Annotated in this window: 14 protein-coding genes; 7 read left to right on the plus strand and 7 right to left on the minus strand. The window is 44.2% G+C overall.

Going from position 1 to position 17,569, the window contains the following annotated elements; all coding sequences use genetic code 11:
* Positions 1–28 precede the first annotated feature (28 nt).
* From A9970_RS22880 to A9970_RS22895, 4 genes are all read left to right on the plus strand, one after another.
* Positions 29–322: a helix-turn-helix domain-containing protein gene (locus tag A9970_RS22880; protein WP_220801679.1), complete on the plus strand. Its 294-nt coding sequence runs from the start codon at positions 29–31 to the stop codon at positions 320–322.
* A gap of 592 nt (positions 323–914) precedes the next feature.
* On the plus strand, positions 915–1,556 hold the full coding sequence (locus A9970_RS22885; protein WP_075993616.1) for a DUF6266 family protein: 642 nt from the start codon (positions 915–917) through the stop codon (positions 1,554–1,556).
* An 88-nt stretch (positions 1,557–1,644) separates the two neighbouring features.
* On the plus strand, positions 1,645–2,031 hold the full coding sequence (locus A9970_RS22890) for a hypothetical protein (protein ID WP_182983865.1): 387 nt from the start codon (positions 1,645–1,647) through the stop codon (positions 2,029–2,031).
* Positions 1,950–2,582, plus strand: coding sequence for a CHAP domain-containing protein (locus A9970_RS22895; RefSeq protein ID WP_248932135.1), 633 nt, complete (start codon positions 1,950–1,952; stop codon positions 2,580–2,582). The genes A9970_RS22890 and A9970_RS22895 overlap by 82 nt, the downstream gene beginning before the upstream one ends.
* Positions 2,583–3,149: 567 nt before the next feature.
* Here the strand turns inward: A9970_RS22895 and A9970_RS22900 are convergent.
* Entirely contained in the window at positions 3,150–3,605 is a 456-nt protein-coding gene (locus A9970_RS22900; RefSeq protein ID WP_182983866.1) for a PA2169 family four-helix-bundle protein, read from the minus strand.
* Positions 3,606–3,844: 239 nt separating this feature from the next.
* Between A9970_RS22900 and A9970_RS22905 the strand changes: the two genes are divergently transcribed.
* Positions 3,845–4,828, plus strand: a complete 984-nt coding sequence (locus A9970_RS22905; RefSeq protein WP_182983867.1) for a YihY/virulence factor BrkB family protein — start codon at positions 3,845–3,847, stop codon at positions 4,826–4,828.
* A gap of 98 nt (positions 4,829–4,926) precedes the next feature.
* Complete coding sequence (locus tag A9970_RS22910) at positions 4,927–5,112, plus strand: CsbD family protein (protein WP_046675215.1); 186 nt, start codon at positions 4,927–4,929, stop codon at positions 5,110–5,112.
* A 52-nt stretch (positions 5,113–5,164) separates the two neighbouring features.
* On the opposite strand, the gene A9970_RS22915 is transcribed toward A9970_RS22910, so the two are convergent.
* The 6 genes from A9970_RS22915 to A9970_RS22940 form a co-directional block, all read right to left on the minus strand.
* Entirely contained in the window at positions 5,165–5,428 is a 264-nt protein-coding gene (locus tag A9970_RS22915; RefSeq protein WP_220801680.1) for a SemiSWEET transporter, read from the minus strand.
* Between the two features lie 43 nt (positions 5,429–5,471).
* Positions 5,472–7,802 (minus strand): BamA/TamA family outer membrane protein, encoded by a 2,331-nt coding sequence (locus tag A9970_RS22920; RefSeq protein WP_182983868.1) that lies wholly within the window; start codon positions 7,800–7,802, stop codon positions 5,472–5,474.
* Positions 7,768–13,074 carry a translocation/assembly module TamB gene (locus A9970_RS22925; RefSeq protein WP_182983869.1) on the minus strand — a complete coding sequence of 1,769 codons (5,307 nt, stop codon included), beginning with the start codon at positions 13,072–13,074 and terminating at the stop codon, positions 7,768–7,770. Before A9970_RS22925 ends, A9970_RS22920 begins: the two co-directional genes overlap by 35 nt.
* Positions 13,075–13,167: 93 nt before the next feature.
* Positions 13,168–13,326: a hypothetical protein gene (locus A9970_RS22930; protein WP_182983870.1), complete on the minus strand. Its 159-nt coding sequence runs from the start codon at positions 13,324–13,326 to the stop codon at positions 13,168–13,170.
* Between the two features lie 228 nt (positions 13,327–13,554).
* Complete coding sequence (locus tag A9970_RS22935; RefSeq protein WP_182983871.1) at positions 13,555–14,286, minus strand: PRC-barrel domain-containing protein; 732 nt, start codon at positions 14,284–14,286, stop codon at positions 13,555–13,557.
* Between the two features lie 45 nt (positions 14,287–14,331).
* Positions 14,332–14,514 (minus strand): hypothetical protein, encoded by a 183-nt coding sequence (locus tag A9970_RS22940; protein ID WP_153847832.1) that lies wholly within the window; start codon positions 14,512–14,514, stop codon positions 14,332–14,334.
* Between the two features lie 602 nt (positions 14,515–15,116).
* On the opposite strand from A9970_RS22940, the gene A9970_RS22945 reads away from it, so the two are divergent.
* Positions 15,117–17,528, plus strand: a complete 2,412-nt coding sequence (locus A9970_RS22945; RefSeq protein WP_182983872.1) for a TonB-dependent receptor — start codon at positions 15,117–15,119, stop codon at positions 17,526–17,528.
* Positions 17,529–17,569: the final 41 nt, after the last annotated feature.

Consider the following 17,569-nt stretch of genomic DNA (forward strand, 5'->3'; position numbering starts at 1 on the left):
GGCTGCCCTCATTTCATGGTATCGACCAATGGAATATTTTATGTCACAATTGGATGAAATCGTACAATTGTTGCGAGAAATCAATGCAAAACTATCAGCACACCACCTCTCTTCGGAGTCTGGACAAATGACAAAGTGGAACATTGATGAATTGATGACCCGCATGGCCGTGGTGTCAAGATTAGGTATCTCCGAACGAACCTACAACCGCTGGGTAAAATCGGGTGTCCTTAAGCCCATTTACCTGGGTAACAAACATTATTACCGCGAAGAGGATCTGCAAGATGCGATCAAGCGGAGTATCACTAAGGGACTAATTTGAGCCCTAGTGTTTAGTAGGCTGATCTTTTATGAAAAGGTTGGCCTTTTTTTTATTCTCTTTTTTCATTGCTGATTTATGGCCAATTCTTTACTTTTTGTGGCGTATTGATTTGGTATTGCTAGTATACCGACCTGCTATTTCCTTACTGATAGCTTACCTACACTAGGCTACTTCATTGCTTATCCTTTGGTCTTTCTCTGCATATCCTTTGCTATTCATTTGCCTATTCTTTGGTATTTCTTTGCCATTTCTCTGCTTATTCTTTGGTGATTCTTTGCTGATTATCTGCTTAGACCTTGTCATATTGACAATGCAGCGGCCTTTGAACGGCCTAAAAATAGCCTCAAACTGGCAAAGAATGACTAATCCAGAAGCGGGTGAGTCTGTATCGAAACCACTCGAAAAATACAGTATTTTCCAACATATAGCTCGGTTTTTATGTCGCTAAAAATGGCATTTTCAGCCAAATGGCGCAAGATGGCGCCATAAGGCCAACAGCGCCTCTAAACCACTTTACCTTAGTGTCATGATATCGATATCGTGGCTGCCTGCAGCGCCACATGATGGTTAAATATTTTAAAAAAATAATAGTATGGCAAGATTTATAAAAGGAATTCACGGGGCCTACCAAGGTAAGGTCGGCAACATCGTAGGTTCGTCGTGGCGGGGTATAGACTATGTACGGTCACTGCCAAAGAAAAGTTCAAAGGCAGCATCGGAAGATCAGCTGGCACAGCGCATGAAATTTGGGATGACAACCAGTTTTCTCAAATCCATTAAAGATATCCTGATGCTGGGTTTTTCGGACAGCAAACAAAGAAACAAAACGGGCTACAATGTAGCTTTCCAACAATTTATCAATAATGCGTTTAAAGGGGCTTATCCCAATTTTACGATCGACTATAGTGTCGTGAAAATCGCAAGCGGTGGTTTGGCCGCTCTGGTAGGGTTGCAGACAGTTGAATCTTTTCCGAAGGTATTGTCTTTAACCTGGGATCCGATCGGAAACCGCTTCAATGCGTTTGATGATGATCAGGTCCTTGTGATTCTGTACGACGTAATAGAAAACCTCTTTTTTGCATTTGAAGGTGCAACACGACTTGATGCCGCAATGGATATTACGCTGCCAGACAGCTATACCGGTAAGACAATAGTCGGCTGGACATTTAACATCCATCGGGACGGAGTGATGACATCAAGCAGCCAGTATTTAGGTGAATTTGTGCTCACCTAGCTGTGTGAATTTATGGAGACTGCTCTTTCGGGAGCAGCTCTTTTTTTGAAACGAATTGATTCGATTAGGTAAAATTTAAAAACAAAAAATGAAAATAGTACAAAAACAATTGGTCGCAGATATCGAGGATATCTATTGGCCTTTGACAGGGAGATGGGTACTGGGCATCAGTCTGTTATGTCTTATGGTATTTTTTATTGCTGCAGGCTTTCTGTTGCAAGCGATAGAGCCCACGGCAGGGGTACTGGATATCGGTATACTTTCGGTATTGTTCTTTGCCGTACTGGCGGCACTATTGATCATCTACTGCTGCTTTTGGTTACAGGAGATCCTCTGGCAGCCTTTTAAGCTCTTTCGTCAGCAATTTAGTGTTCACTTTAATCAATTGACATCATGGCAACAATGCATTATTTATTTTTCGGTTTTCTTTCTGTCGCTGTTCTCTTTCTTAGCCGTACTGGCAATGCTGCTATAGCCGATAAGGAGCAGTCAGGCAGTTATGCTGAGCTCCCAAATACCAGCTCTGGGCTGGAGCAGGTGGATGACCCATCAGTGAAACGCTACGGCAGTTCGGGGGTACGCGAACGCATTGTCGATATTGCGGTACAAGAAATTGGTGTGCAGGAAGCCACAGGCAATAACGATGGCAAGCGGGTCGAGGAATACCTAGCGTATACTGGTCTTGGAAAGGGCCATGCCTGGTGTGCGGCTTTTGTCTCCTGGTGTTATGGCCAGGCGGGCCTTGCTGTTCCGCGCAATGCCTGGAGTCCGGCACTTTTTCCGTTGGCGCGTCGTTATACGGCCCAGCAGATCAACCAGGGGACTGTCCGCCAGGCAGATCTCTTTGCGATCTATAGCTCCAGTCTCCAGCGTATCAACCATGTAGGGATTGTGCGCAAAAAGGAGGGTAATTGGATCCTGACTGTGGAGGGAAATGTGGATAATCGTGTGTTGTGCAAGCGGCGTCCCTTGACTACAATTTATGCGTTTTCAAATTGGCTGGACTGCGTGGAGGGGATATGGTAAGGTATATATAAGCGGTTACTTTTTTTTATAGTCTTCTTATTTTTCTCTTCCTGTAAACTTTATCAAAGCGGGAAGAAGGAAGATCATCGCGAAGAACGAATTCGGTCAAATTATAATCAGCAAGCGGATGTTCTGTATAGTAGACTGAAAGACAGTCAATCGCGGTATTGGCTTTTTTGGACGGACAGCAATTTCAGCTTTCACCCCGATAGTGGTCTGATTGGACATAGGGGTCAACTGGCGATGCTGGAATCAAAGGTAAATACAGGTACCAAAAATAAGCTTTCCATTAACAGCAGCGATAGCTTCCTGCAGACGCAGCATAAGCTTAACACAGAGAAAAGGAGCGCATGGGGAGTCCTTGATCTTTGGCTCATCGGATTTTTTTTGGTAACTGTTGCTATTGCTTGGAAGTTTCGAAATTTTTTTAAAACATTCTTGCGCTGACAGTGGTTTTTTGGATAACTTAGGCAAGTTAGATTATTGTATTTATATAGGCTAGGTATTGGTTCCCTAGCCTATTTTTTTCTTACTATTTTTGCATTGACTCATTGATGCAAAAAAAATCTAGATCCCGCACAGAATTTTAATATTTTCGTGGGCTTCACGCTGCTGGCTCAGCTGAATCTGGATCAGGTTTTTGGCTCCTATGGAGAGCTTATTTTCCTCTGCCAGCGCCTTGTTGTAAACCTCTCGGAACGCTGCCTCGCCGCGCTCACAATGCTCCAATAAATCTTGCATATTACCTCCCGATAATTTTGATTTGATCACCATCCACAGCCGAAAAAGCTCGCCGCTTAATTTTGTCCGGTCAGTCGCGTATTGGCCAGCAAGCTCAACCAGTGGACTGAGTTCGGCAATAAACTTTTCAGACTGCCCGATCATCTTTCTGAACACAGCTTCCCGGGCACCTTCGCCCTGCTCGTTGGCCAGATCAATAGCCAGCTCGTATCCTTCGATGCGGTCATTATTGATTTTAATGAGGTCATTTAAAATATTGGGGTCATTCTGATTACTTTTCATATGCTCTAAATAGTTGTTTTTAGGAGGAACAACTTAGATTAATCAATAGTTTAGCTTTATTTCTTTTATGATAATAATCTTTGTCTTACAACTTGATTTCTAGGATATTTAGATTTGATTAATTGGGCTAAAGACGCATTTGGAGCCTATGGTTATAGCGCATCGTAAAAGCCTAATTTTCTTAAAAAACAAACTTTATGTCTTTTTAAGGAGTTTCTTTCTTAAAAACAATAACGACGATGAATGTAAAAAAGGAAAATAAAAGCAAGCTGCAAACGTATTGGACGATACTGAAAAATACCGTATCAGGTTTTATGAATGAAGACTCCATGAAATATAGTGCTTCATTATCGTATTATACCGTTTTTTCGATCGGCCCAATATTGGTTTTGATGATCGCGCTGGCAGGTATATTTTATGGTGCCGATGCTATTCAGGGAAAGGTTTTTGCCGAGCTTAACGGCCTGGTAGGCAATAGTGCCGCCAAACAGATTGAAGAGGTCATTCAAAACCTCCAGTTATCCGGCAAATCCAATATGGCATTGGTGATCAGTGTGGGGACCCTGATCATCGGTGCAACGACGGTGTTTGGCGATATGCAGAATTCAATCAATAAAATATGGCATGTGCGCCCCAAACCCAAAAAAGGCTGGCTCAAGATGATCCAGGACCGCCTGCTCTCCTCGTCGCTTGTTATTGGGCTGGGGTTTCTCTTGGTGGTGACCCTGATTATCAACGGTATCATTCTGGCACTTACAGGGCAGCTGCAGCGCTACTTTCCGGATATTACCGTTGTACTGTTGAACCTGATCAATTTTGTTATTTCCTTTGTAGTCATTGTGATCCTCTTCAGCGTCATTTTTAAAACTTTGCCTGACGTCAATATTCAATGGAAGACTGTTCGAGCCGGAGCTCTATTTACAGCCATTCTTTTTGTGATTGGCCGTTACTTGATTGGAATCTATTTAGAACGTTCGGCAACGCAGGATACTTATGGAGCAGCAGGTTCTTTTGTGCTTATTTTGCTTTGGGTATACTATACCGCTGCAATCCTTTATTTTGGTGCTATTTTTACCCGAGAGTACGCAACGGAAATGGCGATACCCATCGAACCTTCTGAGTTTGCGGTACATGTGGAAACGCAGGAAATAGAGCGGAATGTGGATGAAATTCCACCGGCACCACTCGATCCAGAGGAAACTACCATTGATAAAACGGAGTAAAATCACCGTGAATATTTTTTTAACATTTGATAACATTTTTTTTTAAACGATTCCAGCTGCAGGCTGTTCTATTAATAAAAAACGAAAGGAAAATTATTATGAGCGAATTAACATGGAAAGGTCGTTGGAACGAAATTAAAGGTAAGGTAAAACAGCAATATGCGGATCTTACAGATGATGATTTACTATATGCAGAAGGCAAGGAAGATGAGTTGGTAGGTAAACTTCAAAAGAAAACAGGTAAAACACAAGATGAGGTGAATAGTTGGTTGAACGGTTTGTAGAATAGTGTTTTCGTGTTAAAGGCGGATAGCAGCAATGTTATCCGCCTTTTTTTTAGGTCTTTTTTCTATAAATCAGATAACTGATCAACAGGCAAAGGTTCACGAGAACAGCAAAGCTATTTGAATAGATAATCGGTAATTCGGTTTTCATTATGCCGTACCATACCCATAGGGAAAGTCCTATGATTAATGTTAGTAGCATAACCGGAGAAAGGTCATCCACATTCTTTTCCTTTAGCACTTTGATGAGCTGCGGCAGCATAGAAATAGATGTAAGGATACCTGCAATAATACCCAGAAAGTTTTCATTGATCATAAGGACTTCGGTTTTATGTGATCATTACGTTGACATGACTAGATCAAAATGGATAGCCGATCGCTAGATTAAACATCAGATTATCTTTTCGCCATCTTGAACTTCCAAAGTCGATATCCTTAAATACCCAACGCTCGCCCTTCGGTAAATAGGGGATACGGAACGGGATGGAAAAATCGGTACGCAGGATCAGAAAGGTAAAATCAAACCGTAATCCCAAGCCGCCGCCGACGGCTAGTTCCTGCAGGAAATCCTTGCTGAATTTACCGCCGGGTTTGGTCTCATCGTCCCGCTGCAGCCATACATTCCCAGCATCGATAAAGGCGGCCCAATGGACAGGACCAGCAATTTTTGCCCGGTATTCGGTATTCAGCTCCAACTTGATATCGCCTGTCTGATCGGCATAGAAAAGTCCATTGCCCAACCTTTCCGGAGCTACTGTGCCGGGTCCGATCGCACGTGCGCCAAACGCACGGATACTATTTGGTCCGCCCACATAATATTGCTTAAGATAGGGTAGGGAACGCGAATTGCCATACGAGTAGCTCATCCCTATACTCACCCGTGATGCGATCTGTGAATTTTCGCTGAGCTTGAAATAATGCCTGCCATCCACACTGGCTTTGATATACTGCGAGAAGTAGGCGTCAAAGAGTTTAAACGTTTTTCCCTTGTTAAAATCCGCCCCTTTGATCAATCCCAGAATATTGCCCGACAGGTCCAAATTGCCCTTAAAATAAAAGGTATTCTGCAGGTGCCTCTTCATGGTGTTCTGAAAGGTGAAATTATAATTGGGCCCAATTGTGAATTGGGGATCGATTACATGCCGCAGTGCCGGAATGGTATCCATCTGCATCTTGTAGCTTTCCGAAATACCTCTCGGCTGTACATAGGTGATTTCCATCAGCGCCAGATCATGCTGTTTCTCCTCGTTCTCTTGCCAGGTATAACCGTAGCTCAGCGCCATCGAATTGAGCGTATAGGCTTTGCGCCGGTTCAGAAATTCGTACCTTGCCTTGATATACGTATTCGGAATATATTGACGGGAAGGATTGATGGTGCCAAATGGTGTCAGTATCCTCGGAAATGTCAAGGTTGCCTCGGTACCGTAGCGGAAATAGCTTGAGTTCAGATCGGCATTGCCACCCGTCTGCAATTCGTAGCCCCCAAATACGTTGATATTGAGCTTCTCGGCTCCTTTAAAAGCGTTACGTAAGGTCCAGTTAACATTCACTTCCGTACCGTTGTAGACGGAAGCCATTTTTCCCAGCAGTTCTACACGGATAGATTTCTTCGGCAGGGGAGTGAGGTAATAGTATACATCGAGTGCGTTTGGCACTTCCTTGCTGTCCACAAAGTTATTTTTAACAAATTTCCAGCTGTTCAGATTCACCAAGTGGCTGATGGTCCTGTTGTGGGCGTCGCGGTTATACAGATCGTCCTCCTTGAAAAATATGTGATTGGCAATTACTGGTTTGCGGAAGGTATGATTTGGGTCAATAAAATAATAACTGCTGTCAAATAGTTCGGCATGCCGCGGTGACTGCTGGTAGCCAGCTCCGGTTTCGGTATAGTTTGGGAAAATATAGATCTTATTGATTTTGGACGCAGTTCTTGCCTGTTCGGGCGTTTCCTTTTTTACGGTCACATAGAGGTTGACTTTATGATCCCCGATGGTGCTGTCGACCTGCACCAGAATATAGTCTGGGCTGAAATAATAATAGCCCTTATTTTTAAGGACGTTGTCGATGCGGTCGCGTTCATTGAGAACGACGTCAAGACTATAATTTTTGCCCACCTGCAACAGGCTGCGGTTAGAAGTTGCGCGGATATCGCGTCCCAGCTGCGAGTTGCTGTCGACATCAAAAGTGACGGATCTGATCCGGTAGATCAAATTGGGCTTGGCGGTATAGTCTACCGTAGCTTTTTTATTTTCGACGATTGTATCCGAAGTAACTTCCGCATTGAAAAAACCGATATTCTCAAGCCGGTTGCGCAGCAGATTCTCATTGTACTCCCTGTTCACCTCACTCAGCAGTACGGGTTCTTCACCTATTTTTTTAAGAAAACGTTTCAGAAAATTGCTATTGGCGGTGTCGCCGGCCATATTGTTAAAATACAGCTTGTAGGGCAACCCCAAAACGCGCTTGTTGGGCTTCGGACGTAGCGATTCAGCTAGGTAGGCCGCCAGCTTTTCTTTGTTTTTCTTTGAAATGGTATCGGATGCGATGTTGACATTCCCCTTCACGTACAGGCTCTCACCTTCGGGCAGGTTTTTAGTCGACGAACAGGAAGCAATCAGCCCGCTAAAGGCAAGCAGGCCAATAATCGATTTTAATTTAATTTGCATGGTAATTCCTTTCCTCGTCTTCATTTTTAATTGCTGTGGTTTTGATCGTGTCTAAGTGCTTCGGCGCACTATTTTTCCGTGCGCTGTTTGCTGTGCTGTCCACCTGCTGGCGGTGCTGCTGCTCTTTTTCCTGATCCTCTATCCGTTTACGGTATTCGGGACTATGGAGCATCAGGCTGTCGCGGATCACTGTGCGTACACTGTCTCGATAAGCCGAATCCTGCTCCATACGATCGACATCAAAACGTTTTCTAAACTTCTTGCTGCCGGTATTATAATATTCCTTGAGCTTTTTGGAACGCATAAAGATTTCCTTAAATCGGTTGTAGTCCATCGTGATGATAAAGCCGATTCCGGTTTCAACAAATTGCCCCTGTAAAGTGACCTGATATTGGTTTTTGCGGTAGAACCGGGCAAAGTACCGTCCGTCTTGTGAAAGCTGATAATCCAGTTGTATATCGCCGGCAATATTATTGGCAGTTTCTCCTGGTCGTGAATTTCCTTCTACTTCAAAGTTAGATCCGATATTGACTTTCAGCCGGTCGTTGAGCAGCATTTTGGAGACGCCGATATTCAGGTCGGTGCGCGTCTGGGCCGTTCCAGTGCTGTAATCGTCTTCTGATGTCAGGTTGAAATCAAGTTCAACTCCCGTAATTAAATCGGAGGCAAGGCGATTGAGCTGCGAACTCAAAAACGAACTGACACTATTTCGTACCAGTGCCTCTGTACCTCCGCCACCGGAAAGGCTTTCAAATGGATTGGCCGACATAAACCGCCCCAACACAATCAGTGAAAAGACTTGCTTGTTGAGATCGGAAGGATTATCACGTAAGGTGGTCAGTGCATTGTCTACCTTACTGATGACGTCCTGTGATACGATGGCATTATTAGCATTCAGGTCGATATCAAAATTCAACTGTGGCTGAAACAGTTGGTCTGAAATTTTAAGCAGCACGTCGAAAGGTATCTTTTGCTTATACAAGTTTGCGTTCTGCGTACCAAGCTGTGGCGCAACCAGTTCCAGGGTTGGTGCTTTCAAGGTGTACACTGCCGTAATATTGAGCTGCGCGTCCAATGGATCGCCATTCCAGGTAATTGTACTCCCTTTCTGAAATTTGAAGTCTCTGCTCACAGGTCCAAAACTGAATGAATAGCTCCCTTGCTCCACAGTAAAAGTTCCTGACATGGTTATTTTACCACTGGCATCTACACCTGCATTTAATTCAGCCTCGCCTTGAATGTTTAGGGCATCTTGTGATCCTGCGTCGAGCAGAATCTTAAATTTGGCGTCCTTATCAGTCTGCAGGTTCAGATCGACGTCTATTCCTGTAAGCTTTGTTACAGTCATAGAATCTAATCTGGCAAGCGCATTTGCGGTAGCCGTATCCCGTTTATCCACAAATTCGACCACGCCCTTCCGATCGGCCATACCGGGATCATTGTTTGGCATCACCATCGTGAAATCGGTATTGTCTAGGACCTTGATTGTACCGTCTACAACGGGTTTGTTAAGATTTCCGCCGATCTGCAGATCGGTGCCAAGAAACATTTTTCCATAAAATAGATCATTGTCTGCCTGAGTAGAATTTAGTACTTCAAAATTGTCCATGACGATGTTGAGGTCAAAGTCAAAATCGGTATAGGTTTGGGTATTGACAGAACCGCTGACCTGGGCAATATTGCCTCTGCTGTCTTCGAGTTCAAATTTGGGAAACGATATTCCATTTTGATCAAAACGGATCTGTTCATCCTTTGCTTTGAATAGGGCATTGAGCATGGCCACATTGAACTCGGCTTCCCTGAAATTAAGGTCACCCCTAATCTGTGGTTTTGAAGGCGATCCTGCTATTTTTAGCTGGCCCTCCAGGTTGCCCTTGGCATCCTTCAGATTTCCCATGCTGAATGCCTGTACCGTCTTCATCGTCAGTGGCGCGATATCCAGTGTGAAGTCGAGCGTTGCGTCGCCTTGCGGCGGATTGATAAAATCACCGCTCAGGACGAGGTTGTTACCATTTTCGGTAATGCTCACATGGGCATTGTAGGTGTTTTCGCGTTCATTATTGACTTTGATATTGACGTTGCCCACGGTATCTTTTCCGAAGTAAAACTTATCTACGGTCATATCTGCAATAAAAACCGGACTGCTTTCCAGTCTAGATAGCGTCGTTTGTCCGTTTATGCCGCCGCCAAGATCCAGACTATCACTCATAACCATCTTGCTCAGGGTCTCGATGCGGAAGTTTTTAAAAGCCACATCAATTGGTGAGTTCAGGATGCTGTCCTGAGAAGCGATGCGCAGTTCCTGTCCCTTGTTGCTGAGGACAAAATTATTAGCCAATAGGCCGGCGCTACCAAATTTTAAGGTGTTGTTGGGCGCCACATCCCACTTATCGTAGTTGAGCATTAAGCCGTCCTGTAGTAAGCTGAATACAAATACACCATCTTTGGCTTGCATATCGGCTCCCAGATGATATTGTTCTTTATCATGCTTATCCTTGATCCACAACCCCATATTAACCGTATTTTGCGCGACCTTTCCACTAAAAACGGTGTTGGTGAGTTCAATGCTGCTGACTTTAACTTTGTTGATTAAGGCCGAATAGTAAAGGGCACTGTCCAGGCTGTTAATATCTAGGGTAACATTGTTGATCTCGGTACCACCATAGACCACGCGTGGTGCATCTAATTTGGCCGATAGGTTTTTCGATGTACTGTTAAAGAGACCATCCAGGGTAATGGCTTTCATTTCCGTCAGCTCAGGAAGAAAGTCCTGAATGAGTTTATTGCGGGTAAGTTGTGCTGAAAATTCGATGACCTGCGGCGAGTAGGGCGGAATCTTAACCGGCTTCTCGGGTTTATAATATAGCTGCAGGAGATCCTGTACGGCACTTTGCAGTTCTAAAATTTTGTACTTGCCGACCAGGTGGGCATTCAGAAAATCGGACCGCAATACCAACTGATTACTGCTTGTATCGGCCTTGGCCAAGAGGGAGACAGTATCCATTGCATAACGATCAGTGTTATATCGGATCAACGAATTGGTAATATGTGCTTCGCCATTCAAAAAGTCTGGATCTGCAGTGCTGAAGTTACCGCTCAGCTTACCGCGGTAGCTGACAGCTTCATGCATCAGCTTTAACTTTTGTAGGTTGATGCTGTCGACGTTCATTTCAAAGGCTACTTTTGGATAGGTCGCATCCATCTGCGCAGTGGCATCCAATTTCAGCTTGATATTTGGGTCGGGACTGATGACAGATGCTTTAATGGCGCCTTTGTCTGCCGAGAGATCCATATCGATATCATGATAGCGGTAGCCCATGGCGTCCATGCGGTTCACTTTGCCATCAAAACTGGCAATAAGTTTTTTGGGATCTGTGCCTCTGCCCTTGATTTTTCCTTCAAAAGAAAGAATCCCCAACGTACTGTCCAGCTTCATGATTTTGCCGATGTCCAGATCGCGCACACTCACCGATGCCTCATAGCTGGTATCGCGCTTGGCCATAGCAACCCTTCCATCTAATTTTGCGGTCCCTTTTTCGGTAACTAAAGCCAGTTTTGTGTTAAAAGATGCCATTCCACCTTTAAAAGTACCGCTCAGTCCGATGGCATTGGGCAGCTCAATATTTTGAGGCAGCATAGACCTGGAAACCAGCTTTTCGATATCCGAACGGCCTGTGGTAAGTTTTTTCAGGTTGAGGTCTACCGACAATTTATTCATGTCGGGAAGTCCTTTTAAATGAAGACTAGCAATCAGTCGGGTATTAGAAAGTGTCCTAAAATCGATATTCGGTATATGCAGATCATCGACACGGCCAGTTACGCGGGTGTCAATATAGAATTTCTTGTCCAACAGCGGCTTCATTACCTGCATGGTGTCCAGGAAGGGCGCGAGAAATAGGATATCGCGCATATCAATATAACTCTTTGTGATGTTGGCATTGACCGTGATCAGTTCTGGCTTTTTGCCGATGATATCCAGAGAAGGATAACTTAGCTTAACGTAATCTCGAATCAGGGTGCGGGGAGTTTCGGCATATAGATTTTTAATTTCCGCACCGGTATTGCTATAGTTAAAATCAGCCTTCAGCTGCTTGATGACAAAACCGGAATGGTCGGCAGCGATAAGCTCTTTCAATGATCCACTGATGGAATCGGCGCTGTAGTAGAGATCAGTCAACCTGGTTTTGAGACCCGGCATTTGGATGTTAAAATAGTCGAATCCCTTGATGCGGGGCTGGTTGTCGTCTTTAAATCGGATACTGGTATTATTGATGTTAATGTCTTTTGCCGAAACGACCCAGTTCATCTTTGTGGCGCTGCTGCTGTCGGCTTCAACTTCGCTAGTTTTTGCTGCTGAGACCGAAGACTTTTGGATTTTTCCCAGCAGGACATTATTATCCGAACCATCGAGATCGAGCTTTTGGATGTCGACAAATTCTTTGTTGAGATCGATCTTATTGATAGCGGCATAGAAGTTTTTCAGGATAAATTGAGATTTAAGTGCACTCGATTCATCTTCATAACGAACCAGCACATTAGTGAGCTCGGCTACCTGGATGCCTACATCAGGAAGGAGGGATGTGCTCTGTGCAGTTTTATCGGTGATACCAAAATCTTCAACCGAAGGGCCGGATCCATCAGTTGTTGGTTTCCATTGTTTTACCGTTGCATTTAACCCGTCGACTTTAATTTTTGGTAAGTCAAAGGCCATGTTCTTGGTCAAGTCAAATTTTTTAATATTGGTATTTATGCTGCCCAGATACACATCGGCACTTGTACCGATAACCTCATCGGCATAGACCACATGTATTTTTGAAAACTTAACCTTATCGAGGTTAAAAAGAAGGGCTGAAGTTGTGTCGGCAGTTGGTTCGCTTTCCTTTTCAGAGGCAAAGGCCTTAACAATATAATCAAAGTTAAAGGCACTGTCGGGCAAAGAACGACGTATTTTGGTGGTAATACCATCGGCTTCCAGGCTTTGGATTTCAACAGTATTCTTTAATAGTTTCAGCATATTGATATCGACCGCAATGCTTTTACCAGCAACTAAGGTATCCTTACTTTGATCTTCGAGATAGATATCTTCCAGAACCAATTTTTTAGGAAAATCGATATTGATATAACCAATTTTGACAGGGGTGCCGATCTTTCCTTCGACATAATGCGTTACTTTTCCAGCAATATAATTCTGTATTTTGGGTAGGCGTAATAGGAAAACGATAAGAATAAAAAGCGTAATTATTCCTCCGATAATCCACAATATTGTTTTTAAAGCAATCCGGGCAAATCTGTTCAATGTGTTGTTGATTTAAGTTTACAGATAGGACAACACAGAACTGCAAATGGTTTGGATATTGTGAATTGATATCTCCGCCGATGTATGTTTAGCTTACCACAGCAGCCAGGTAAGAATTGCTAGAAAACCGCCGCGAATAAGTAATTCCTGTGTCAGCTCTTCCCGGTCAAGTTTATACCAGCTATATTTTTCATAATATCTCCTGATGGTTTGTCTATTCTTTGCGTGGATGTTTTTATATGTTGCTTTCATAACCGATTTGTATTGATTTTCTACAAATCCTGCAATTTTAATGCAGTTTATAGGACGTTAAAGGGATTTCAGTAGTTATTTTGTGAGATAGGTTATAAAATACTGGCGGTTTGGGTATTTTAACGAGTCAATTCAGGAAATACGGCGCGATAAAACAGCTATAAATAGACATCAGGTATAGATAAGTGCTGTTATCTATACCTGATGTAATAGTTATACCTGATTGTCCTATAGTTCACTGTTATTGTCAAGCGTACCCGGCTCATGTCCGGTACCTTGCTCATATCGGGCAGCCACTCTACGGGTGCGCTGCCTCTGATCTGTAGGAAGACTTTCCGTCTTTTTCCCGCCGCTGTAGAACGTATCTTCACTAAAGTGATAATGATCATAGAACTCAGTCGGGTGATAGCTGATGTCGCTCACGATAAAGCCAACGTCGCCGGTACCTTCAAACACATGACGGACGGATAGCTCAGTTTGCGGATCGACTTCATCTGGTCGGTAAGCAGGTAAGCGGATTAACTGATCTTCACTGACAGCTATGACCACAACTTCGCCATCATCGGCGGGATTATACAGATAATCCGTTGCGGGTTCCTCTGTTGGGATTTCGTCTATAGTTAGGATCACGCTATGGTCGATCGGTTCGACAGGCGGAGTGGCGTAAGCTTCCTCATTGCTGGCCTGAATCTGTGTGCCATCGTAAAGCGACGCCAGTCCAATGGGGGCCAATACTTTCTTATCTTCGTCAATAACAAATTCGGAGTCATGGAGATCGATTATAATGTAACGGACCTGTTGGCTTTCAGGGTCAAAGAGCAGATCATCTACCTTGCCGAGCAGTTGACCGGCCTCATTCTTTACTTTCCAGCCCCGGATATCAGGTTCGCCGTCGACAATTTCGTACTCGCTTCCACCGAGTTCAATTAAATGATTATATTTTTTTTCTTCTAATGCCATGTCTTCAATTTTTTTTGGTGATCAATTCTTATATGTAACGGAGGTCTAAAGGGTATCTCTTTGCGGCGCTGTTGTGTTAATGCTTGTATCGGGAGTGGGTTTATCTAACCTAGCGTCACTGTTGTAACGGTTTATAAAATACAGGACCAAGCCCAGCGCGATAAGTGAAAGCAGCAGCCATAGCCACCAGGGGGCTCCGTTTCTCGGTTTTACTTCTAAATGTGCCATATATACTTTTTTAAAAAGAACAACCGCTATAGGGCTTCGTTTGAAAAATTTTGTGTTGGGCAGGATTGCCGGGTAAAGAATATCAGCTGGAAAACGGTACAAAAGTCAAAATCAGATCGTCGCAGCACTTTATCCATCCCGCAGCTCTGGCTAACCGGATTCATAGCAGTACTGCTTTTTGGATGCTGGAAACTGAGGTGGTTTGTAAAAAGATTCCTACAGTAATTGGTTCAAAAAGAACTTTAGTTGATCATATGTGCTAAAGGTTGGTCCACAAGGGCTGACCTTTTTGAACCTCGACCGATCGAGCCATAGTTGGCGGGACGAAATCCTGTGATATACCATTACGGTATGCTAAAAATAATTTATACCTATATGGTTAATTATTTCATGCAAAAATGCTTTTTGTTGCCGTTTCTTGGGATAGTGGATTAAGCGTGGAATTTTCCGATAGCCAATCAATAGGCCAGTAAAGCGAGTTGAGCATCGTATTATTTAACCTACAGGTTAGCAGTTAAGTAAATTATTATTTATAATTAGTCTAATTAATTTCAGTTAGATCTAAAATTAGCCTATATTCGGCTCCATAAATTTTTTATGGAATGAAATCTATACATATTGCTGTAGCGATGTTATCGCTTACCGGTGTCGCCAATGCACAGACATCCAGTATCTTTGGAAAGATTACGACTTTGGATGGCAATCCAGCGGAATCTGTCAACCTAACCATTAAGGGAACGAACAGACAGACACAGACAGATAAAAATGGTCACTACAAATTTGAACGCCTAAAACCGGGCAGCTATCAGCTCGTCACCAGTTTTACGGGTTTAAACTCAATTGAAAAAACAGTAACCGTTGAAGGCAATAAGCCAACCGTGCTTGATTTTGTCCTCAATGAAAACTATGCGCAGTTGCAGGAGGTACTCGTATCTGCATTCAAATCCAACCGTACGGTAAGCTCTGTCGCCAAAATGCCGCTGAGCAATCTCGAAAACCCACAGGTGTACAGCACAGTCTCTCATGAAGTAATGAAACAGCAGGCCATTACCAATTTTGACGATGCTTTGCTGCGCAATGTATCGGGTATAAGCCGTACCTGGGAATCGACAGGACGGGGCGGCGATGGTGGTGCTTATTTTTCGCTGCGAGGCTTTGAGGCGCAAAGCAACCTGGTCAACGGGCTTCCGGGTTTGTCGAGCGGTATCCTGGATCCGGCCGGTGTAGAGGAAATACAGGTGCTTAAAGGGCCTTCGGGAACGCTTTTTGGCGCTAGTTTTTACGGTTATGGCGGTGTGATCAATACCATCACCAAAAAACCTTATTTTGATTTCGGCGGTGAAGTGGCCTACAACTATGGTAGCAACGACCTGCATCGTGCAACCTTAGATCTCAACTCACCGCTAAATAAAAATAAGACGATAGCACTCCGGATCAATTCGGCCTTCCACCGCGAGCATAGTTTTCAGGATGCGGGTTTTAAAAACTCGTTCTACTTTGCGCCTTCACTGACCTATAAGGTCAATGACAGGCTAACGGTCAACCTGATGGCCGAGCTGCTCGATATGAAACGGGCTGTAGCACCGGTTTTCTTCCATTCTGACCGTGTGGCTCCGCTGACCTTTAAAAATATTGCCGAACTCAACCTCAACCCCAAACTTTCCTTTACAAGCAACGATCTGGCCATTAAAAATCCACGGTCCAATGTACAGGGCGAGGTGCTGTACAAGATCAATGAGCAATGGAATTCACAGACTGTGGTCTCCATGGGCAATGTGAAGTCTGATGGGATCTACAGCTATATCTGGGGAAATCAACCTGGCGGTAGTTATTTTGATCAGTACTTTCACAATGAAAACCAGAAGACCCGAACCTTTGATATACAGCAGAATTTTAACGGCGACTTTAAGCTGGCCGGTCTGAGAAATAGGCTCTTGGTCGGGGTCGACTATTTTGCCCGCGATGTGAAGGACCATGGTTCGGGCTGGGGACTGGGAAGGCGGGTAAATCCGCAGGGACTGATCAAGGGGCCACTGGATGGCGACGGCAAGGAGCTGACGCCGGTTCCGCTCACCAGTCAGGCGATCGACCAGCTGCTGGCAAATACCGAAGCTGGCGATCCTTCGCATATCAAAAACAGTTCGTTCAGTGTATATGCCTCAGACTTATTGGATCTGACCGACCGCCTTTCGCTGATGGCGAGTTTGCGTGCCGATTACTTTGATTCAAAAGGGGAGGTTTCCAATGCGGACGACAATTATAGCCAATGGGCACTTTCGCCCAAATTGGGCTTGGTTTACCAGGTAGTAAAAGATCGTGTTTCGCTCTTTGCCAATTACATGAATGCATTCTACAATGTTGCGCCAAGTATCGTATACGATGCCAATAATGTCAAGACCGGGGTACAATCCTTCAGGCCGGAGCGGGCCAACCAATGGGAGCTCGGCACCAAGGCGAGCCTGATCAAGGATAGATTGTGGACAACATTGGCCCTGTATGATATTAGGGTTGCCAATCGGGTGTACAGCACACCCACAGGTTCCATACAGGGTGGAAAGGTCGAGAGTAAGGGATTTGATTTTGATGTCGAAGCAATACCATACGCCGGTTTTTCGGTCAAAGCTGGATTCAGTTACAACCATATTGCCATCATTGCCGGAAACGGAAATGATTTCTACAACGAAAAAGGACGTGCTCCGGGAGGACAAGGACCGAGTACACTGGGAAATCTCTGGGGATCGTACCAGATTCAGCAGGGTAAACTCAAAAATCTGGGCTTTGGTCTTGGTGGTAACTATGCTGGCAAATACAAGGTCATCGACAATAGCGTAACCGGTGTATTTGAGCTCCCGAGCTATGCGCTTTTAAATGGCAGCATATACTACTCGTTTAACAAATTCAGGGTCAATTTCAACCTCAATAACATAAACAACAAACAGTATTACATCGGCTACTGGTCTGTGAATCCACAGCAGCGCAGAAACTTTGTGGCGACGGTTTCTTACCGATTGTAATCGGGAATATAGATAAAATAGGGGTTCTCCTTCGGAACTTC

The organism is Sphingobacterium sp. UME9, from assembly GCF_014170215.1.
In the GTDB taxonomy this organism is placed as follows: domain Bacteria; phylum Bacteroidota; class Bacteroidia; order Sphingobacteriales; family Sphingobacteriaceae; genus Sphingobacterium; species Sphingobacterium paramultivorum.